At 73.8% G+C, this 19817-nt stretch carries 18 protein-coding genes and 2 tRNA genes; 13 read left to right on the top strand and 7 right to left on the bottom strand.

Going from position 1 to position 19817, the window contains the following annotated elements:
* Nucleotides 1-134: 134 nt before the first annotated feature.
* Genes J3473_RS08980 through pepN form a run of 3 tightly spaced genes read right to left on the bottom strand, consistent with a single transcriptional unit; the run spans nt 135 to nt 4022 of the window.
* Nucleotides 135-533: a globin gene (locus J3473_RS08980; protein ID WP_030527435.1), complete on the bottom strand. Its 399-nt coding sequence runs from the start codon at nt 531-533 to the stop codon at nt 135-137.
* Nucleotides 530-1483, bottom strand: a complete 954-nt coding sequence (locus tag J3473_RS08985; RefSeq protein ID WP_207022797.1) for a mechanosensitive ion channel family protein — start codon at nt 1481-1483, stop codon at nt 530-532. The genes J3473_RS08980 and J3473_RS08985 overlap by 4 nt, the downstream gene beginning before the upstream one ends.
* The gene (gene pepN / locus J3473_RS08990; RefSeq protein WP_207022798.1) at nt 1470-4022 is read right to left on the bottom strand and encodes an aminopeptidase N; all 2553 of its coding nucleotides are present in this window, start codon (nt 4020-4022) and stop codon (nt 1470-1472) included. Before pepN ends, J3473_RS08985 begins: the two co-directional genes overlap by 14 nt.
* 111 nt (nt 4023-4133) lie before the next feature.
* Between pepN and J3473_RS08995 the strand changes: the two genes are divergently transcribed.
* The 4 genes from J3473_RS08995 to trmB all read left to right on the top strand — a co-directional run bounded on the left by J3473_RS08995 (nt 4134) and on the right by trmB (nt 7178).
* Nucleotides 4134-4775 (top strand): DsbA family protein, encoded by a 642-nt coding sequence (locus J3473_RS08995; RefSeq protein WP_207022799.1) that lies wholly within the window; start codon nt 4134-4136, stop codon nt 4773-4775.
* Nucleotides 4776-4778: 3 nt separating this feature from the next.
* Nucleotides 4779-5249, top strand: coding sequence for a ribose-5-phosphate isomerase (locus J3473_RS09000; RefSeq protein WP_256437935.1), 471 nt, complete (start codon nt 4779-4781; stop codon nt 5247-5249).
* Between the two features lie 83 nt (nt 5250-5332).
* Nucleotides 5333-6445 (top strand): PP2C family protein-serine/threonine phosphatase, encoded by a 1113-nt coding sequence (locus tag J3473_RS09005; RefSeq protein WP_207022800.1) that lies wholly within the window; start codon nt 5333-5335, stop codon nt 6443-6445.
* 52 nt (nt 6446-6497) lie between these two features.
* The gene (gene trmB / locus J3473_RS09010) at nt 6498-7178 is read left to right on the top strand and encodes a tRNA (guanosine(46)-N7)-methyltransferase TrmB (RefSeq protein WP_242525784.1); all 681 of its coding nucleotides are present in this window, start codon (nt 6498-6500) and stop codon (nt 7176-7178) included.
* Nucleotides 7179-7312: 134 nt separating this feature from the next.
* On the opposite strand, the gene J3473_RS09015 is transcribed toward trmB, so the two are convergent.
* Nucleotides 7313-7386 (bottom strand) — tRNA-Pro (locus J3473_RS09015).
* A gap of 88 nt (nt 7387-7474) precedes the next feature.
* Between J3473_RS09015 and J3473_RS09020 the strand changes: the two genes are divergently transcribed.
* Nucleotides 7475-7548: transfer RNA gene (locus J3473_RS09020), tRNA-Gly, on the top strand.
* Between the two features lie 16 nt (nt 7549-7564).
* Here J3473_RS09020 and J3473_RS09025 read toward each other — a convergent pair.
* Nucleotides 7565-8539, bottom strand: a complete 975-nt coding sequence (locus J3473_RS09025) for a DUF389 domain-containing protein (protein ID WP_207022802.1) — start codon at nt 8537-8539, stop codon at nt 7565-7567.
* Nucleotides 8540-8575: 36 nt separating this feature from the next.
* Nucleotides 8576-9526 (bottom strand): zinc metalloprotease, encoded by a 951-nt coding sequence (locus J3473_RS09030; protein ID WP_207022803.1) that lies wholly within the window; start codon nt 9524-9526, stop codon nt 8576-8578.
* A 265-nt stretch (nt 9527-9791) separates the two neighbouring features.
* On the opposite strand from J3473_RS09030, the gene tig reads away from it, so the two are divergent.
* Nucleotides 9792-11141: a trigger factor gene (tig, locus tag J3473_RS09035; protein ID WP_207022804.1), complete on the top strand. Its 1350-nt coding sequence runs from the start codon at nt 9792-9794 to the stop codon at nt 11139-11141.
* Between the two features lie 92 nt (nt 11142-11233).
* Here tig and J3473_RS09040 read toward each other — a convergent pair whose 3' ends face one another.
* Nucleotides 11234-12316: a LacI family DNA-binding transcriptional regulator gene (locus tag J3473_RS09040; RefSeq protein ID WP_207022805.1), complete on the bottom strand. Its 1083-nt coding sequence runs from the start codon at nt 12314-12316 to the stop codon at nt 11234-11236.
* 97 nt (nt 12317-12413) lie between these two features.
* Here J3473_RS09040 and J3473_RS09045 point away from each other — a divergent pair, with 97 nt between their 5' ends.
* The 7 genes from J3473_RS09045 (at nt 12414) to J3473_RS09075 (ending at nt 19748) form a co-directional block, all read left to right on the top strand.
* Nucleotides 12414-13667, top strand: coding sequence for a sugar MFS transporter (locus J3473_RS09045; protein ID WP_306790182.1), 1254 nt, complete (start codon nt 12414-12416; stop codon nt 13665-13667).
* A gap of 165 nt (nt 13668-13832) precedes the next feature.
* Complete coding sequence (locus J3473_RS09050) at nt 13833-14459, top strand: ATP-dependent Clp protease proteolytic subunit (RefSeq protein ID WP_036829374.1); 627 nt, start codon at nt 13833-13835, stop codon at nt 14457-14459.
* Nucleotides 14460-14488: 29 nt separating this feature from the next.
* A complete protein-coding gene (locus J3473_RS09055; RefSeq protein ID WP_030527423.1) occupies nt 14489-15136 on the top strand; it encodes an ATP-dependent Clp protease proteolytic subunit in 648 nt (215 codons plus the stop codon).
* Nucleotides 15137-15470: 334 nt separating this feature from the next.
* The gene (locus J3473_RS09060) at nt 15471-15617 is read left to right on the top strand and encodes a hypothetical protein (protein ID WP_207022806.1); all 147 of its coding nucleotides are present in this window, start codon (nt 15471-15473) and stop codon (nt 15615-15617) included.
* A 272-nt stretch (nt 15618-15889) separates the two neighbouring features.
* A complete protein-coding gene (locus J3473_RS09065) occupies nt 15890-16429 on the top strand; it encodes a hypothetical protein (RefSeq protein ID WP_207022807.1) in 540 nt (179 codons plus the stop codon).
* A gap of 326 nt (nt 16430-16755) precedes the next feature.
* Nucleotides 16756-18897 (top strand): hypothetical protein, encoded by a 2142-nt coding sequence (locus J3473_RS09070; protein ID WP_207022808.1) that lies wholly within the window; start codon nt 16756-16758, stop codon nt 18895-18897.
* Between the two features lie 83 nt (nt 18898-18980).
* On the top strand, nt 18981-19748 hold the full coding sequence (locus J3473_RS09075) for a DUF4118 domain-containing protein (RefSeq protein ID WP_207022809.1): 768 nt from the start codon (nt 18981-18983) through the stop codon (nt 19746-19748).
* Nucleotides 19749-19817 lie beyond the last annotated feature (69 nt).

The following is a 19817-nucleotide window of genomic DNA, read 5'->3' on the forward strand; positions in this document are numbered from 1 at the left end:
AGCGAAACCTTATGAGGTGGAAGGGAAACCTTGCGGGGTGGAAGGGAAACCTTCCGGACTGACAGGAGGCTGGGGGAGTACATGTCTCCCGGCCGCTCTCAGGTTCGCGGACGCGTCGCCCCGCGGCTCCGGTGTCAGGGTGTGAGGGGCGGGTGCCCGTGCCCGTCGTCGGTGTTGACGAGCATGTGCGCAGCGCGCAGGAAGTAGTCGCGCATCTGCTCGGCCTGCGGCTCGGGGATGCCGGCCGCCTCGACCGCGCCGAGCATCGCCCGCATCCACCGGTCGCGCATGTCGAGAGTCACCGCGAACGGCACGTGCCGCATCCGCAGCCGCGGGTGGCCGCGCTCCTGGCTGTAGGTCGTCGGCCCGCCGAAGTACTGCTCGAGGAACATGCGCAGCCGTCGCTCCGCCGCCGCGAGGTCCTCCTCGGGGTAGAGCGCGCGCAGCGGCTCGTCCGCGCGCACGTTCTCGTAGAACGCGTGGACCAGCCGCTCGAACGTCGGCGCGCCCCCGACCTCCTCGTAGACGCTCACGAGTGCGCCCCCGTCGCGAACGGCGGCAGCGGCGGGCCCTGGATGCCGGCCGCGTCGAACGCGTCCTTGAGGCGCAGCCGCAGCTCGCGCTGCACCCCGAAGTTCTCGCCGGGCAGGCACTTGACGAGCACCCGCACCGTGACCGTCTGGCCGGTGATCGCGTCGACGCCGAGCACGGTCGGCGGCTCGGTGATCTTCGGCTCCCACTCGGGGTCGTTGCCGAAGTCCTCCGTCGTGCGCCGCACGACCTCGAGCACCTTCTCGATCGGCTCGAGGTAGGAGACGGGCATGTCGATCCACGCCGCCGCGTACCCCTGCGAGAGGTTGCCGATCCGGATGACCTCGCCGTTGCGGACGTACCAGGTCACGCCGTTCGCGTCGCGCAGCCGGGTCACCCGCAGCGTGACCTCCTCGACCGTGCCGATCGCCTCGCCCGTGTCGATGACGTCACCGACCCCGTACTGGTCCTCGAGGATCATGAAGATCCCCGAGAGGAAGTCCTTGACCAGGCTCTGCGCCCCGAAGCCGATGGCCACGCCGCCGACGCCGGCCGAGGCCAGCAGCGGCCCGAGCGGGAGCCCGAGCAGCGCCATCACCGTCAGCGCCGTGATGATCGCCAGCACGAAGGTCGAGATGCTGCGCAGCAGCGACCCCATCGTCTCCACGCGCTGGCGGTGCCGCTCGTTGGCGATGCCGGTCGCGTTGGCGAGGACCCGCCCCGCCCCGCCGCTCGTGGCCAGCCGACTGGCGGTCCGCGAGGTCATCGTCGCGACGACCCGGCCGATGAGCCGGTGCGCCGCCCAGCGGGCGACGAACCCGAGGACGAGGACGAGGACGATCTTCACGCCGTTGGTGAGCGCCCACTCTTGGAGCTTGTCCCAGTAGGTGCTCACCTCCTCGGCGGTCGGGGTGGCGACGTCGAGCAGGGGGAACAGGTCAGTCACGGGCATCGCGCTCCTGGGCGGCGAGGGCGCGCGCCACCGGGTCACGGTTCTCGGCGACGAGGCGGCGCAGCGCGGCGGGGGCGTCGGGCGTGCCGTCGAGCCAGGCCTGCGTGGCCTCCAGCAGGTGGGCGTCGACGAGCGGGTGCGGGTAGAAGCCGGCGACGATGGACTCGACGAGGGCGTGGGAACCCTTCTGCTGCACCGTGTCCAGCATCGCGTGGTAGCGCTCCACGAACGGCGCGAGGAGCTCGGCCGGGGTGCCGGGACGGGCGAAGCCCATCCCGCTGGCGTCGACGATCGCGTTCGGGCGGCCGGTCTCCTCGACCGCCTCGCGCCAGGCGCGCTCCTTGGCCTCGGACGTCGGCACCGCGGCGAGGGTGCGGGCCGCGCGCTCGCGGGCGGTCGCGGTGTCCTCACGACGCAGCTCGGCGGCGACCTCGTCCTCGGACGACGCCCCGGCCGCGGCCAGCGCGGTGAGCAGCGTCCAGCGCATCTCGAAGTCGACGTCGAGCCCGTCGAGCACCTCGGTGCCCTCGTAGAGCCCGCGCAGCGTCGTGGCGTCGTCACCGGCGGAGGTGAACCCGGCGGCGGCGGTGACCAGCTGGAGCTGCGCGTCGCTGCCGGGAGCCGCGGCGCGGGCGATCTCCCACAGCCGGTCGCGGGTCGCCGCACGCGTCGAGTCGCGGTGCGCGGGAGCCGTGTACGACAGCACCGCCGTGCGCAGCTGCATGAGCAGCGTGCGCAGCAGGGTCGAGTCGCTCTCGCCCGGCAGGCTCGCGAGCACGAGGTCGGCGAAGCGGCGCGCGCCCATCTCGCCGTCGCGGGTCATGTCCCACGCCGACGCGAGGACGAGGGCCCGGGGGAGCGAGGAGGTGAAGCCCCGCGGGTGGGCCAGGGCCGTCGCGAGCGAGCGCTCGTCGAGCCGGATCTTGGCGTAGGCGAGGTCGTCGTCGTTGACGAGCAGGAGGTCGGGCTGCTGCCGGCCGACGAGCGCGGGCACCTCGGTGCGCTCGCCGTCGACGTCGACCTCGAGGAGGTCGGTGCGGTGCAGCTCGCCGTCGCGCTCCTCGTAGAGGCCGATGCCGAGGCGGTGCGGGCGCAGCGTCTCGTAGCCCTCGGCGAAGGTCTGCTCGACCACGGCCGACGTGATGCGGCCGTACTCGTCGACGTCGACGACCGGGCGCAGCGTGTTGACGCCGGCGGTCTCGAGCCACAGGCGCGACCAGGCGCGCAGGTCGCGGCCCGAGGTGGCCTCGAGCTCGGTGAGCAGGTCGTCGAGCGTCGTGTTGCTCCACGCGTGCTTGCGGAAGTAGGTGCGCAGGCCCTCGCGGAACGCGTCGCGGCCGACGTACGCGACGAGCTGCTTGAGCACCGACGCACCCTTGGCGTAGGTGATGCCGTCGAAGTTGACCTCGACGTCCTGCAGGTCGTTGATCTCGGCGACGATCGGGTGCGTCGTCGAGAGCTGGTCCTGGCGGTAGGCCCAGTCCTTCTCGTACGTGCCGAACGTCGTCCACGCGTCGACCCACTCGGTGGCCTCGGCCTGGCACGTCGTCGAGGCCCACTCGGCGAAGGACTCGTTGAGCCACAGGTCGTCCCACCAGCGCATCGTCACGAGGTCGCCGAACCACATGTGGGCGAGCTCGTGGAGGACGGTGAGGGCGCGGCGCTCGACGAGCGCGTCGGGGACCTTGGAGCGGAAGACGTAGACCTCGGCGATGGTGACGCAGCCCGCGTTCTCCATCGCGCCCATGTTGTACTCCGGCGAGAAGAGCTGGTCGTACTTCGCGAACGGGTACGCGCAGTCGAACTCCTCCTCGAAGAACGAGAAGCCCTTCTTCGTCAGTGCGAAGAGGTTGTCGGCGTCGAGGTAGGGGGTGAGCGACTTGCGGCAGAAGATGCCGAGCGGCACCTCGCCGCCACGGGTGGCGACGGAGTCGCGGACGACGTCGTACGGCCCGGCGACGAGCGCCGTGATGTAGCTGGAGATCCGCGGGGTGCGCTCGAACGCCCACGTCGCGGTGCCCTCGCCGGCCGGCTGCGGCTGCGGGGTCGGGGAGTTGGAGACGACCTGCCAGTGCGCCGGCGCCGTGACCGTGAAGGCGAACTCCGCCTTGAGGTCGGGCTGCTCGAAGACGGGGTACATCCGGCGGCTGTCCGGGACCTCGAACTGCGTGTAGAGGTAGACCTCGTCGTCGACCGGGTCGACGAAGCGGTGCAGGCCCTCGCCGGTGTTCGTGAAGCGCCCGGTGGCCTCGACGACGACCTCGTTCTGCTCGGCGAGACCGGTCAGCCGGATGCGGCTGTCGGCGAAGTGCGTGGCCGGGTCCAGCGAGGTGCCGTTGACCGTGATCGACTCGACGGAGGCGCCGACGAAGTCGAGGAAGGTCTCGGCGCCCGGCTGCGTGCACGAGAACCGGATGGTGCTCCGGGTCGGGAAGGTCGCCTCGCTCGCCGTCACGTCGAGGACGACGTCGTGGGTGTCGACGGAGACGAGGGCCGATCGGGCCGCTGCCTCGTCGCGCGTGAGGTTCGTGCCGGGCACGGGTGCTCCTGTCGTTCGCAAGCGTGGAAGGGCGCCCGTCCACGGGCGCCCCGAGGACCATCCTGTCACGGGCCGCCACCCCGGGACCGGCGGCGGGGTCGCGGTGGCAGGATGGCGCGCGTGAGCACCGAGACCACCCCCACCGCCCGCGCCTCCGCCGAGTTCTGGTTCGACCCCCTGTGCCCCTGGGCCTGGATGACCTCCCGCTGGATGGGCGAGGTCGAGAAGGTCCGCGACGTCGACGTCACCTGGTCGGTCATGAGCCTGTCGGTCCTCAACGAGGGGCGCGACCTGCCCGAGGAGTACCGCGCGTTGATGGAGAAGGGCTGGGGCCCGGTGCGCGTCGTCGTGGCCGCCCGCGCCGCGCACGGCGACGACGTCGTCAAGCCGCTCTACGACGCGATCGGCAGCCGCATCCACCACGAGGAGCAGGACTACGACACCGCGATCGCCGGGGCGCTCGAGGAGCTCGGCCTGCCGGCGGAGCTCGCGGACGCCGCGACCTCGGACGCCCACGACGCCGAGCTACGCGCGAGCCACCAGCGGGCCATCGACCTCGTCGGCGACGACGTGGGCACGCCGGTCGTCGCGGTCGACGGCGTCGCGTTCTTCGGCCCGGTCGTCACCCCCGCCCCGAAGGGAGAGGCGGCCGGCCTGCTCTGGGACGGGTGCGTCCTCGTCGCCCGCACCCCGGGGTTCTACGAGCTCAAGCGCTCGCGCACCCAGGGCCCGATCTTCGACACGGAGGGCTGAGCGGTGGCCCGCGTCCACCTCGGCGCCGACCACGCCGCCTTCGAGATGCTCCACGACCTCGCGGCCTTCCTCGAGGCCGAGGGGCACGAGGTGACCAACCACGGCCCGCACACCTACGACGCCCTCGACGACTACCCGGTCTTCGTCCTGCGGGCGGCGCAGGCCGTCGCGGCCGACCCCGAGGCGCTCGGCGTCGTGCTCGGCGGATCGGGCAACGGCGAGCAGATGGCGGCCAACAAGGTCCCCGGCCTGCGCGCCGCCCTCTGCTACGACGAGGAGCTGGCCCGCCTCGCGCGCGAGCACAACGACGCCCGCGTCATCTCCATCGGCGCGCGGATGACCGATCCCGAGCTCGCCCGGACGATGGTGCGGACCTTCGTCGCGACCCCCTTCAGCGGCGAGGAGCGGCACGTGCGCCGCCTGCGGATGATCGAGGCCTTCGAGGCGGACGGGACCCTGCCGCCCGCCCCCTGACGGCGCGTCGCCCGTAGCGGTCGCCCCGTGTCAGGGCGATCGCCTACTGTGGCGCTGCCCGGACGACGACGCAGGGGGTGAGCATGGCCACAGGAGTCGAGCTCCCCGGCGTCCCACGCCACGACCCCGAGGTCACGCGCCACCGGATGGTCGCCGGCCGGTTCTCCGGCGTCGACCAGGGGCGGGCCCTGACCTGGGGCCTCGTCACCGTCGTCACGCTGCTCGGCATCGGGGTCGTCTTCGACCCCGAGCTCGTCGCCATCTCCTTCGTCTTCCCGCTGATCGTCGTGTCGGGGCTGGTCCTCGAGCCGCGGCGGCACGGCATCGTCCTCGCCGCGGCCGGGGCCGTGGTCCTGCTCTGGGGTCCTCTGGCGCAGCTGAGCGTCGCCCGCGTCGTCGGGGTCTACGTCGCGGTCGCGCTCGTCATGGCGCAGACGGTCGTCATCTCGCGCTCCCGCGCGCTCGTCGGCACCCGGGGGCTCGGCGCCGACCGGATGTTCGCCGACCTGCGCGACCGCATCGACCAGGTCGGGCGGGTCCCGGCGCTGCCGGCCGGCTGGCGTGCCTCCTCGAGCATCCTCTCGGCGCACGGCGACCGCTTCTCCGGTGACTTCGTCATCGCCAACCTCTCGCCGGCGCACGACCGGCTCCAGGTGGCCCTCGTCGACGTCAGCGGCAAGGGCACCGGCGCCGGGGTGCGCTCGCTCCTGCTGTCCGGCGCGCTCGGCGGCCTGCTCGGGTCGGTGTCGGCCGACGGGTTCCTCCGCGCCGCCAACGACTACCTCGTGCGGCAGGGATGGGACGAGGGTTTCGCGACCGCCGTGCACCTCGACCTCGACCTGCGCAGCGGCGCCTTCTCGATCGGCAACGCCGGCCACCCCGCGCCGGCCCTGTTCACCGCCGGCCGCGGGCGGTGGACCGTCCTCGAGGGCATGCACGGACCGCTGCTCGGTGTCGTCCCGGATGTCGACTTCCCGCGCGCCACCGGCCGTCTCGACCGCGGCGACGCGCTGCTCGTCTACTCCGACGGCGTCATCGAGGCCCGCGGACGCGACCTCACCGACGGCGTCGACCGGATGCTCGGCGTGGCCGCGGCGTCGGTCGTCACGGGCGGTGACATCGCCCGCGATGTGTGCGCGACGGCGCGTTCGGGGCAGGATGACGACCGGTCCGCCTTCTCGGTCCACCGCGGCTGAGGCCCGGCGAGCAGGCGGCCGGTCCGCCTCCCCGATCCGAAAGGCCCGACCCGTGGCACCCGGCCCGGTCCTCGACCACGAGCCCCGCGAGGGCGTGCGCACCTTCACCCCGCGCTGGCGCAACAGCCCGCTGACCGACGAACGGATGGCGACGCTGCTGCCCGCCCGCGCCCTGCCCGACGGCCCGCTCGACCCGTCGGCCGCGTTCGGCCGGACCGGCCCCGTCGTCCTCGAGATCGGCTCCGGCCACGGCGCGGCCGCGGTCGCGTTCTGCCGCGCGCACCCCGAGGCCGACCTCGTCGCGGTCGACGTCCACGTGCCCGGTGTCGCCCGGATGCTCGCCTCCGCCGAGGAAGCCGGCCTGCGCAACCTCTGGGTGCACCCCGGTGACGTCCTGCCGCTGCTCACCGACCGCATCGCCCCCGGCACGCTCGACGCCGTGCACCTGTTCTTCCCCGACCCGTGGCCGAAGTCGCGCCACGCGAAGCGGCGGTTCGTCCAGCAGCACACGCTCACGCTCGTCGCCTCGCGGCTGCGCCCGGGCGGTCACCTGCTCATCGCGACGGACATCGCGTCCTACGCCGAGCACTGCCGCGAGCAGCTCGCGGCGCACGGCGGCTACGACGTCGTCGAGGGGGAGCGGCCCGACTGGCGCCCCGAGGACGGCTTCGAGGCCAAGGGGCGACGGGCCGGGCGCTCGGTCCACGAGTTCCGCTGCACCCTGCGTTCCTGAGCGCTCGGTGCTGGGTCGGGGTAGCCGGACCCGCGGGGTGGTGCGCCTCGTCCCTCGGCGCCCCACGCCCGCTCCCGTCATCCGCCACCACGACAGGAGGCTCGAAGGGCGCTTCGCGCCCGACGAGCCTCCTGTCGGGGTAGCCGGATTCGAACCGGCGGCCTTCCGCTCCCAAAGCGGACGCGCTACCAAGCTGCGCCATACCCCGTGACGCGCGGGCGTCCTCGTCGATTTCCGGATCCCGCGCGAGCCGCCCTAGGCTAGCGGTGCCCTCGCGGTGCACGCCGACGAGGTGCGCGGGCGTAGCTCAATGGTAGAGCCCCAGTCTTCCAAACTGACTACGCGGGTTCGATTCCCGTCGCCCGCTCCACGGCCCATCCGGGCCCTCAGTAGTCGGGGTGCCCGAGCACCCCGCGCCCGCGGACCAGCGTCCGCCGCCGGGCCGGCACCCGCGACCACACCGCCTGCTGCAGCGCGAGCGTCAGGGCGCCGGCGACCGCCATCCCCGCGAGGTTGAGCCCGAGCTGCGCGAGCGACCCGGTCACCTCGTGCCAGGCGCCGAACGCCGCGCCGAGCGAGACGTTGGCCGCCGCCGGCACCGTCGTCACCGAGATGAAGACCCCCGACAGCCCGCCGGTGCGCGCGGAGGTCAGCGACAGGACCCCCGCCGCGGCCGCGATGACCGCGACGACGAAGCTCCACCGGTCCGGGGTGTAGATGAACGCCGTCGCCGGGCGCTCGCCGACGATGTCCTCGTACGTCACCCAGCCGAGCGCCCGCCCGAGCAGGCCCGCCAGAGCCGTCACCAGCATCCCGGCGAGGAAGCCGAGCACGAGCGTGCGCGTCGCGATGCCGAGCAGCCCGGCCTTGCGCCGGACGATGGCCAGCCCGATGGCGGCCACCGGGCCGAACTCCGGCCCGAGCACCATCGCGCCGATGACGAGGATGGGGGAGTCGAGGACGATCGCCACGCCGGCGATGAGCGTCGCGAGCCCCATGAACGACAGGTAGGTCCAGTTCAGCTCGGCCTCCGAGTAGGCCCGGTGGCCGACCTCGGTCCACACGACGGCGTCGGCGCTCGCCCCGGGAGCGAGCCGCTCGGCCTCCAGCCCCGAGCGCGAGAGCCAGGTGTCGACCGTCTCGATGCGGATCGTCCCCTCCTCGTGCACCCCGAGGGCCCGCAGCCCGTCGATGACCGGGTTGGCGCCCTCCCGGGCGATGTCTGCGGTGACGACGTCACCCGGGGGGATGCGCGAGGCGCCGCGGTGCACGGCGAGGCCGGTGACGTAGTCGTCGGACTCCAGCAGCGCGAGGACGTCGTCGGTCAGCGACCCGGGGACGGAGATCCGCAGTGACAGCACCGCGCCAGTGTGCACCGGCGCGGTGCCGTCATCGCGTCACTTGCCGCCGTTGCCGCCCGCGCGGAACGCGACCCACGCGTCGCTCATCCGCTCGGCCTGGCCGCGGGTGAACATGTCCATGCAGGAGTCCTGCGTGTAGTCCATGAAGTTGTGGATGGGGTCCAGGCCCGGGGCGCTGCAGGTGTCGGCCCCGACCGGGCAGTCGAACTGCGGCTGCGCCTCCTTGGGGGTGTCGGTCACGTAGTCGCCGGAGGCCGCGCACCCGTGGGCGAAGGTGTGCTCGAGCATGAGCCAGTGCCCGACCTCGTGGGTCAGGGTGTCGCCGAGGGCGTACTTGCCGGCGGTGCCGCCGGGCATGGACTCGTCGAGCATGACGACGCCGTCGATGTAGTCGCGACCGTTGTTGTAGCCCTTGGGGAAGTACGCCCAGCCGAGCAGCCCGCCGCCGATGTTCGCCGCGTAGACGTTGAGCGTGCGCGAGTCGCCCTGGGAGAGCGCCTTCTTCATGTCGCGCTCGTTCTTGCCGGGCACGACCGTGTACCAGGCCGGGTTGGTCGTCCACGTCGTGCCGGTCAGCGCGAAGCGGAACGGGGTGTTCGAGGCGTCGGCCGAGGTGCGCCCGGAGTAGGAGTCGTTGAGCACCTTCATCTGGGCGGCGATGAGGGTGTTCCAGCGTGCCTTCTCGGCGGCGGTGAAGCCGTCGTCCGAGACCATGTGGAAGACGGTGTTGACCGTCACCGTGCCGTTGCCGAGGTACGGGGCGTCGGGCAGCACGCCGTAGGCGTTGGCCTGGTTGTCCGGGTAGAGCTTCGGCTCGGCGACGGTCGCGCCCTCGGCCGCGCGGGCGGCGCTGGCCGGCGCGCACGCGGCGACAGCCGGGGAGGGGGTCGCGCCGGCGGCCACGGTGCCGGCGGTGCCGGCGGTCGGGACGGCCAGGGCGGCGGCGAGGGTGCCGGCCGCGGCGAGGCGGGTGAACGTGCTGGTCATCGAGGTCATCGTCGTCCTCCGGAGGGGGCGCCCCCGGGTGGGGGACGCGCGGTGGTCGGGAAGGTACTCGCCCCCGGCGCCCGACGGTAGGTACCGGGCGCCGGGGATGCCCGGAGGGCGATTCGGCCGCGCCGCGACGGGCCGCTAGCATGGGCCTTTGGTGTCGTCCCGGGCACCGGCGCCATGCGCGGCCCGGGTGCGGCCGGCGCGACCGGCCCCGCGACCCGTGACCGTCAACCCCGACACCCCAGGTGGAGTGCCCGAAGTGAAGAGTGCCGTCGAGACCCTGAGCCCGACCCGGGTCAAGCTGACCGTTGAGGTCCCGTTCGACGAGCTGAAGCCGCTGCTCGACGACGCGTACCGGACCATCGGTGGCCAGATCCAGGTCCCCGGCTTCCGCAAGGGCAAGGTCCCGGCCCGGATCATCGACCAGCGCGTCGGCCGTGGCGCCGTCGTGCAGGAGGCCGTCAACGAGGCCCTCCCGCGCTTCTTCGCCGAGGCCGCCGAGGCCGAGGACGTCCGCGCCATCGGCCAGCCCGAGGTCGACGTCACCGCCGTGCCGCTCGAGGACGGCCAGGAGCTCACCTTCACGGTCGAGACCGACGTGCGCCCGACCATCGAGCTCCCGGAGCTCACCGGCATCGCCGTGAGCGTCGATGACGTCGCCGTCTCCGACGAGGACGTCGAGGAGCGGATGACCTCGCTGCGCGAGCGCTTCGGCACCCTCGTCGGCGTCGACCGCGCCGTCGAGGACGGCGACCACGTCTCCATCGACCTGCGCGCCGAGATCGGCGGCGAGGAGATCGACTCCGTCACCGGCATCTCCTACGAGGTCGGCAGCGGCAACATGCTCCCCGGGATGGACGAGGCGCTCGCCGGCATGACCGCGGGCGAGACCAAGACCTTCACCGCCCCGCTGGCCGGCGGCGACCACGAGGGCGAGGACGCCGAGTGCACCGTCACCGTCCAGTCCGTCAAGGTCCGTGAGCTCCCCGAGCTCGACGACGAGTTCGCCCAGCTCGCCTCCCAGTTCGACACGATGGACGAGCTGCGCGCCGACGTCGTGACCCAGGCCGAGCAGGCCAAGAAGTACGAGCAGGGCATCCAGGCCCGCGACAAGGTCCTCGAGCACCTCCTCGAGACCGTCGAGGTCCCGGTCCCCGAGGGCATCGTCAAGGCCGAGGTCGACGCCCACCTCGAGGGCGAGAACCGGATGGACGACGACGAGCACCGCGCGGAGGTCGACGAGTCGACCCGCAAGGCGCTCAAGGCCCAGTTCCTCCTCGACGCCATCGCCGAGAAGCTCGAGGTCCGCGTCGAGCAGCCCGAGCTCATCGAGTACCTCGTGATGAGCGCGCAGCAGTACGGGATGGACCCGAACCAGTTCGCCCAGGCGCTCGACCAGCAGGGTCAGGTCCCCGCGATGGTCCAGGAGGTCGCCCGCCGCAAGGCGCTCGCGGCCGTCCTCGACGACGCGACCGTCACCGACGCCAGCGGCAACGCGGTCGACCTCGACGAGCTCGTGCCGGACGCCGAGGGTGACGAGGCGGCCGACGAGACCGAGGCCGTGGCCGACGAGGCCCCGGCGGACGAGCAGGAGTCGGCGAAGGCCTGACGCCCGACCCGCAGCCACCGCACGGCGCCGCCCCCGACCGGGGCGGCGCCGTGCGTCGTGCCGGGGGTGCGCGGAGATCCGGCGCGACGGCGTCAGGCGGCGGGCGGGGGAGCGGTCGTCGTGCCGACCCGCAGCGTGACCTGGAAGTCGATGTCGGGGACGGGCTCGCCGTCGAGGGCGGCGCGCACCAGCCGGCCGAGCGCACGGCCCTTCTCGGCGCCGGGCTGGACGACGGTGGTCAGCGTCTGGTCGAGCCACGGCAGGTCGACCCCGTCGAACCCGGTGACGGACACCTCACCCGGGACGTCGAGCCCGAGGGCCTGGGCCGCGCGGACGACGCCGGCCGCGAGCAGGTCGGCCTGGACGACCACGGCGGTCGGGCGCTCCGACGCGGGGCGGTCGAGGAGGAGGCGGCCGGCCGCCTCGCCGGCCCCGACGGTGAGAGCGGCGGCCTGGACGACGGGGGCGTCCGCGCCCACGAGGTCCCAGAAGCCTCGCAGGCGCCCGCCGGCATCGGGGTAGAGGGCGCCGTCGAGGTCGGCGGCGGTGACGGCGCGGGTCGTGGCGCCGGGGTGCAGCGCCATCGCCACCGACGCGACGCGGGTGTGCCCCAGCCCCAGGACGTGCCGGGTCGTCAGGCCGATTGCGCCGGCCTCGTCGACCCGCACGTGCGCGACGCCGGGGTCGGCGGGCGAGCCGGCGCCGACGAGCGGGATGCCGCGGGCGCCGAGGTGGGCGACGACGGGGTTGTCGCGCAGGCCGCACAGGGGGAAGACGGCGGCGTCGACCGCCTGGGTCGCGAGCTGCCCGACGGCGCGGACCGGGTCGTCGGCCGGCTGGGCGACGAGCAGCATCGAGCGGCCCGCGGCCTCGAGCTCCTCGGCGAGGCCGTCGAGGACGGCGAGCGCGAAGGGGTCGCGGAACGCGTCGCGCAGGGGGGCCTCGACGACGACGGCCACGGTGCCGACCCGGCCCTGGCGCAGGGAGGAGGCGAGGGGGTCGGGCCCGGCGAAGCCCAGCTCGTCGGCCGCCGCACGGACCCGGTCGGCGGTGGCCGGCGAGACCGGCCCCTTGCCGCTGAAGACGAGGGAGGCGGTGGAGGTCGAGACCCCGGCCAGCCCGGCCACGTCGCGCAGGGTGGGACGGCGGTCCCCGGCTTGACGCGGCTGGCTCATGCGTCCGACAATATCGAATCGATTCGATCGAATCGATTCGACGCCGGCCGAGGCCCGCGTCCGCCGCACGACGACCACCCCGACCCGAGAGCGACCCGTGACCTCCGCCATGACCGCCCCGCCCCTGTCCCGAACCCGCGTCACGAGCGCCCGCACGGCCGTGTTCGTCGTGTTCGCGCTCGCCGGGCTCGTCTTCGCCTCGTGGGCGGCCCGCATCGCCGACACCAAGGTCGCGCTCGGCCTCAGCGCCGGCGAGCTCGGCGCGACGCTGTTCGCCGCGAGCGTCGGCTCGGTCACCGGGCTGCCGCTCGCCGGCCGGGTCAGCAACCGGCTCGGCGCCGGCCGCACCGTGATGATCGGGATGGCCGTCTCGCTCGTCGGGCTGATCGGCACCGGGGCCGTCGTCGACGCCGGCGCCTCGCGCGGGTTCGTCATGGTCGGGCTCTTCCTCGTCGGCCTCGGCGTCGGCCTCTGGGACGTGTCGATGAACCTCGAGGGCGCCGCCGTCGAGCGCGAGCTCGGCACCTCGGTCATGCCGCACTTCCACGCCGCGTTCTCCGGCGGGACCGTGCTCTCGGCCCTCGTCGGGGCCGGGATGTCGGCCGCCGGCGTGCCGCTCAGCCTGCACTTCGCGGGTGCGGTCGTCGTCACCGTCGTCGGCGCCGCGTGGGCGCTGCCGCGCTTCCTGCCTCAGGGCCTCGAGCTCGAGGAGCCGGGCGAGGCCGTCGCGGGTGGCGGGCGCGAGCGCTCGGCCTGGCTCGAGCCGCGCACCCTGCTCATCGGCGTCGTCGTCCTCGCCGCCGCCTTCACCGAGGGCACCGCGAACGACTGGCTGGCGGTCGCGTTCGTCGAAGGCCACGAGCTCCCGACGTGGGCCGGCGTCCTCGCGTTCGCCACGTTCCTCACGTTCATGACGGTCGGGCGGCTGCTCGGCACGCGCCTGCTCGACACGCACGGGCGCGTCCCGGTCCTGCGGGTCAGCTTCGGCCTGGCCGTCGTCGGCGCCGCGCTGGTCATCTTCGGGGCCGACTGGCTCGCGTTCGTCGGCGCCGCGGTCTGGGGCGTCGGGGCCGCGCTCGGCTTCCCCGTCGGGATGAGCGCCTCGGCCGACGACCCCCGGCGCGCCGCCGCCCGGATGTCGGTCGTCGCGACGATCGGCTACGTCGCCTTCATCGCCGGCCCGCCGCTCCTGGGCTTCCTCGGCGACCGGGTCGGCGTGCTCCACGCCCTGCTCGTCGTCGGCGCGCTGGCCATCCTCGCCCTCTCCGTCGTCACCGCCGTCCGCGAGCCGGACGGTCGCCCGGCGGGGGAGCGGCCCCACGACCCCGCCGCGGGCAGCCCGGTCGGCTGACCGGCCCGGGGGAACCCGAGGCGGGCCCGTGCACCCTTGTGCGCGGGCCCGCCATCGCCCGTTGTGCTCACGGCGAACACGGGACCGGCAGTGGAGTGCGGCGGGGTGGCCGGGCGTTAGGGTCACTGACAGGAACGACCCACCACGAGCGAGGAGCATCCCAGCGTGACCAGCACCGAGATCGTCGCCGCGGGCGAGGGCCAGAAGGCCGGCCTCGACGACTCCATCTACAACCGACTCCTCAAGGAGCGGATCATCTTCCTCGGGTCCGACGTGCGCGACGACAACGCGAACGCGATCTGCGCGCAGATGCTGCTCCTCGCGGCCGAGGACCCCGAGAAGGACATCTGGCTCTACATCAATAGCCCCGGCGGCTCGGTCACCGCGGGCATGGCGATCTTCGACACCATGCAGTGGGTCTCGAACGACGTCGCCACCGTCGCGATGGGCATGGCCGCCTCGATGGGGCAGTTCCTCCTGTCGGCCGGCACCCCGGGCAAGCGCTACGCCACCCCGCACGCGCGCGTCATGATGCACCAGCCCTCGGGCGGCATCGGGGGCACGGCGTCCGACATCAAGATCCAGGCCGAGCAGCTGCTGCACATCAAGAAGCAGATGGCCGAGCTGATCGCCGAGCACACCGGGCAGACCGTCGAGCAGATCGAGACCGACTCCGACCGCGACCGCTGGTTCACCGCGGCCGAGGCCAAGGAGTACGGCTTCGTCGACCACGTCATCACCAAGGCCGACATGGCGGGACGCCGTGCCGACAACCCGGTGACCGGCGACTGACCCCGGCCGAGACGACGCGAGAGAGAGACATGAACGCAGACCTGACCGGCCGCCTCCACGTGCCCGGCCCGAGCAGCCGCTACATCCTGCCGCAGTTCGAGGAGCGCACCTCCTACGGGATGAAGCGCCTCGACCCGTACACCAAGCTCTTCGAGGACCGCATCATCTTCCTCGGGGTGCAGGTCGACGACGCGTCCGCCGACGACGTCATCGCGCAGCTGATCGTGCTGGAGTCCCAGGACCCCGACCGCGACATCCTCATGTACATCAACAGCCCCGGTGGCTCGTTCACGGCGATGACGGCCATCTACGACACGATGCAGTACATCCGCCCGGACGTGCAGACGTTCGTCATCGGGCAGGCCGCGTCGGCCGCGGCGGTGCTGCTCGGCGCCGGCGCCCCCGGCAAGCGCTTCGCCCTGCCGAACGCCCGGGTCCTCATCCACCAGCCGGCGATCGAGGGGACGGGCGGCATGGCCTCCGACCTCGAGATCCACGCGAACGAGATCATCCGGATGCGCGGGTGGCTCGAGGAGACGATCGCCAAGCACTCCGGCCGCGAGCTCGACCTCGTCCGCAAGGACATCGACCGCGACAAGATCCTCTCGGCCGAGGGCGCGAAGGAGTACGGCCTCATCGACGAGGTGCTCGCCTCGCGCAAGGCCTCGACCGTCTGAGGTCCGCCGCACCCCGCACCACCGACGCCGCCCGGCTCCGCGAGGACCGGGCGGCGTCGTCGTGTCCGCCCTCGCCGTGCCGCCCCGCCCTCGCCGTGCCGCCCCGATGTCGTCTCGCCGGGGTGTCCTGGCGCCCCGGCAGGGCGAGGGGACGGCGGCTGGACGGGGTCGGGTCGACCTCGCACCGCCGCCCTGACCTCGTCCAGCCACCCCGATGTCGCCGTGACGCCCCGACCTCGCCGTGACGCCCCGACGTTGCCGTGACGCCCCGACCTCTCCGTGAGGGTGTGGAAAACCCGTCGGCCGGTCCGGGCGGTGCTGCCACGCTCGCCGGATGACGCCACTCCTCCTCCCGACGCCCCTCGACCCGGGCCTTCTCCGCCTCGGGGCCGACCTGCGACGCGCCGGTGTCGAACCGACCCGCGACGGGGACGACTGGCACCACGTCCGCCACGGGGTGTGGATGCCCGCTGCGCACTGAGCCGAGCTCGGGCCGGGCCAACGCCACGTCGCCCTGGTGCACGCCGCGGACCTGGTCCGGCGGCCCGATCGAGGCCGGGTCGTGGCCGGCTGGTCGGCGGCGGCGGTGTGGGGCATGCCCAGGGTGGAGGACTGGCCCGACTGCGTCGGGATCCTCAGCCACTCCCGGCGGAGCAGCCGCTCGGGCGGACTCTGCCGGTCGTCGGCGGAGACACCGACCCGGTGACGGTGCAGGGGCTCGAGGTGACGCCACCCGCACGCACCGTGGTCGACGTGGCCAGGACTGGCACGTTGGCGTCGGCCGTCGCGGCCGCCGACCACGCTCTCCGGAGCGGCCTGTGCACGCCGGCGGACCTGTCGGCCGAGGTGGCGGCCGTCGCTCCCCGGGTGGCCGGACGCCGCACCGCGGCCCTGGCGCGAGACCTCGCGGACCCGGGCAGCATGTCGGCGGGCGAGAGCCTGTCCCGGGTGCAGATGTTCCTGCTCGGGCTACCGAGGCCACGGTTGCAGGTGCCGTTCACCGACGACCAGGGACTCATCGGCTACACCGACTTCGGCTGGTCAGGGGTGGTCGGGGAGTTCGACGGCCGCGTCAAGTACCGCGTCCCCGAGGGCGCGGACGCCGAGACCGCCGCGGGCGTCCTCTGGCAGGAGAAGCAGCGTGAGGACCGCCTCCGTCGTCAGGCCCGGGTGGCGCGCTGGGTGTGGCGCGTCGCGCTCGACCGGCCCGCGCTCGGGCGCCTGCTCGGGAGCGTCGGCATCCGCCCCGAGCGGCGCAGCACCTGGTTCGACCTCGGCGCCCGACCCCGATGAGCGCCAGGTTGCGAGCGCCGGTCGCGGGGACGACTCTCGGCGCCGGGGTGGTCTCGTCTCGCCGGGGTGGTCTCGTCCTGCCGGGGTGTCGTCGCGGGGCGGCAGGGCGAGGTGAGGGCGGCGAGGCGAGGTGTGGGCGGCGAGGCGAGGTGTGGGCGGCGAGGCGAGGTCGGGTCGGCGAGAGGATGTCGGGCGGCTCGGAGGGCTCTCGCGCCCGCGCAGGCTGCCGGTGACGGGCCCCGTCTGCGAGTTGTCGCAGAACGTGCGGCGTGCACCGGCCCGCGGCCCTAGGCTTCGCGCAGTTGCCGAGCAGGAGGGGGGCCGTGGTGGCTCGTCGTCGTCGTGGGTGGGTCGTCGCGGTCGTCGTGGCGATGGTCGGGGCAGGCGTCGTCGGGGCGGTCCCCGGCGCCGCCGCCAAGGAGGTGACCGGCAGCGCGATCGTCGTCTCCGGCGGCACCGACAGCAACGCCTGGGTGGACGACGCCTCGAACAGCACGATCACCTGGCGGGGCGACCGCTCGGCCGTCATCGTCACGGGGACTCACCCCGACGGCAGCAACGACAGCTATGCCTGGTTCTTCTCGCCGGGTGCGGCCGCGGAGCTGCCCACGGAAGGGACGCACGACGTCTCGGCGTCGGGTCCGCTCTCGCTGCTCGTCGGCGAGGGGTCGCGCTCGAGCTGCCACGTCGAGGGCACGGTGTTCGTCCGCCAGCTGGCCTTCGACGACACCGGCGCCCCCACGAGCCTGGCCGTCGACTGGGAGGGACGCTGCGGCACCGCGACCTCCGGCCAGGTCCGGGTCGCCTCCGACGTGGCCTACGGGGGCCTCGACGTCCCCGAGGCGCTGGACTTCGGGCGGGTGACGATGGGCGAGATCCCGCCGGCGACCTCCCTCGTCGTCCGGGCGCGCGGGACGCAGGCGCCGGTCGTCACGAGCGTCGCGGTGGCCGCCGAGGCGGGCCAGGAGCCCCAGTACGTCGTCCTCCACGGCGGGGACGGGTGCACCGGCCGGACGCTCACGAACCTCCAGACGTGCACCATCCGGCTGCGACCCGCCCCCACGGCGCCCCGCTACACCAGCGGGAGCCACGGACTCCTCCTCGGCACGGCCGACGGGGCGACCGGCCTCACGTCCCTGCGCGACGAGGGCGTCTCGATGTCGCAGCGCGGGCAGTACACCCCGATGACGGGGCGGGTCATGGACACCCGCAAGGGCCTCGGGGTGCGCAAGGGGGCGGTCGGGCCCGGCGGCACGGTCACGCTCAAGGTCGCCGGCCGGGGCGTCGTCCCGGCGAGCGGCACCGCGGCCGCCGTCCTCAACCTCACCGTCACCGGGACCACCCGGGCCGGCCACGTCACGGCCTACCCGGCCGGGTCGACCCGACCGACCGCCTCCAACATCAACTTCCCGGCCGGCTGGACCGGCGCGAACCTCGTGACCGTCCCGATCGGCAGCAACGGCTCGGTCTCGTTCTTCAACAACGCGGGGTCGGCGCACCTCGTGGCCGATCTCGTCGGCATCTACTCGACCGGCCCGTTCACGAGCCTGGGCCGCACCACCGACTTCTACCCCCACGAGCCGACCCGCCTGTTCGACTCGCGCACGGTGTGGAAGGAACGGCTGGGCCCGAACGAGTACTTCGCCGTGCGGGCCGACTACGGCGCCGCGATGAACGACCGCGTCGAGGCGCTCGTGCTCAACGTGACGGCGACCGGCACGACGGGGACCTCCTACCTCAGCGCCACCGACATCGAGCCGCGCAACGCGCCGCCCTCGACCTCGACCCTCAACTACACGAAAGGCCTGACCGCCGCGAACATGGCCGTGGTGCCCCGGGTCGCCGCGACGTCCACCTCGCTGCGCGTGCCGACCGTGTGGGTCGCCAACACCGGCTCCGCGAGCACCCACGTCGTCATCGACGTCGTCGGCTTCTTCGCCACGCCGCAGGACGGTGACTACGGCCTGCGCTACCGCTCCCTGGCGCCGACCCGCGTGGTCGACACCCGCCGCGACCTCGGCGTGGCGAGCCTCGGGGCGGGCAAGGTCCAGCGCGTGCAGGTGCCGACCTCCGTGGCGGGCCGCGACACCTACAGCCTCGTGGGCAACCTCACCGGCGTCGCCCCCTCGACGAACACCTACCTCACGGCCTGGGACGCCGGTGCCCGCCCGACGGCGAGCAACCTCAACCTCATGCGCGGGGCCACCCGGGCCAACTCCGCGTGGCCCGGGCTCGACACCGGCAACGGGTTCCGGCTGCACAACGCCTCCGGCTCGGTGGAGGCGGTGATGGACGTGTCGGGCACCTTCGAGGGCTTCCCCCAGCTCCCCGACACGATCGCCGGGGTGCCGTTCGTCCTCGGGTCCACGGGCTCCGCCGTCGCCGCGCCGGTCGTCAGGCGCCCGGCCGTCGAGGCACCGAAGGCCTCGGACGTCGCGCCGCGGGTGTCCGCCGTCGGGGGGCGCTGACCCGGCGTCAGGATGGCGTCAGGACGCCGTCAACACGGCGTCGGCGACCCCTCCACGAGGCGCAGGGGTGCTGCGCTGGGGGCATGTCCGCCCGTCGTGACCTGACCCTCCTGCACGCCGCCTCCGCCTTCGGCCCGGTCCTGCTCGCCGCGCTGCTCGGCCTCGCCCGGGACGCGCTGACGCCCACCGTCGTCGCCCTCGTGCTCGTCCTCGCGGTCGTCGCGGTCGCGGCGGCCGGCGACCGGCTCTCCGGGGTCGTCGCCGCCCTCAGCGCGGCGCTCGGCTACGACGTGTTCTTCACGCGCCCCTTCCTCAGCCCGACGATCGCCTCACCGGCCGACGTCGAGCTCGTCGTGGCGCTCGTCCTCGTCGGGCTCGCGGTGAGCGAGGTCGCGATCCGGGGCCGGCGGGCCCAGGCCGCCTCCGCCCGCCGCGAGGGCTACCTGTCGGGGGTCGCCGCCCTCCTCGACCTCGACGAGGGGACGAGCCCCTCGCAGCGGCGCGAGGCCCTCGCGCGGGCGGTGGGCGAGGTGGTGGGGGCCGAGCGCGCCCGCTGGCACGACGGGCCCCCGGACCGCCGCGACGCCGTCGTCGGGCCGGACGGCCTGCTCCGTGTCGACGGCCGGGTGCGGGAGCCGGAGCGCGAGGGGCTGCCGACCGACCGCATCACGTCCGTCGTCGCCACCTCGCCCCGGGGCGTCGTGGGACACGTGTCGCTGACCTCCGCGGCACGTGTGCGACGGCCGTCACGCGAGCAGCTGCGCGTGGCCGCGCTGCTCGTGCGGGTGGCGGCTCCGGGGGCCGACCACGAGGGACCCGGGGCCACCGGGACCGACCTCGCGTTGCGCTGACAGCGAACCCACGCGACGCGCCGGGCCCGCGGGGGCTTCAATGGGTGCGGCGGAAACCGTCGGCGGGTA

It is taken from the genome of Phycicoccus sp. DTK01, from assembly GCF_017312765.1.
In the GTDB taxonomy this organism is placed as follows: domain Bacteria; phylum Actinomycetota; class Actinomycetes; order Actinomycetales; family Dermatophilaceae; genus Phycicoccus; species Phycicoccus jejuensis.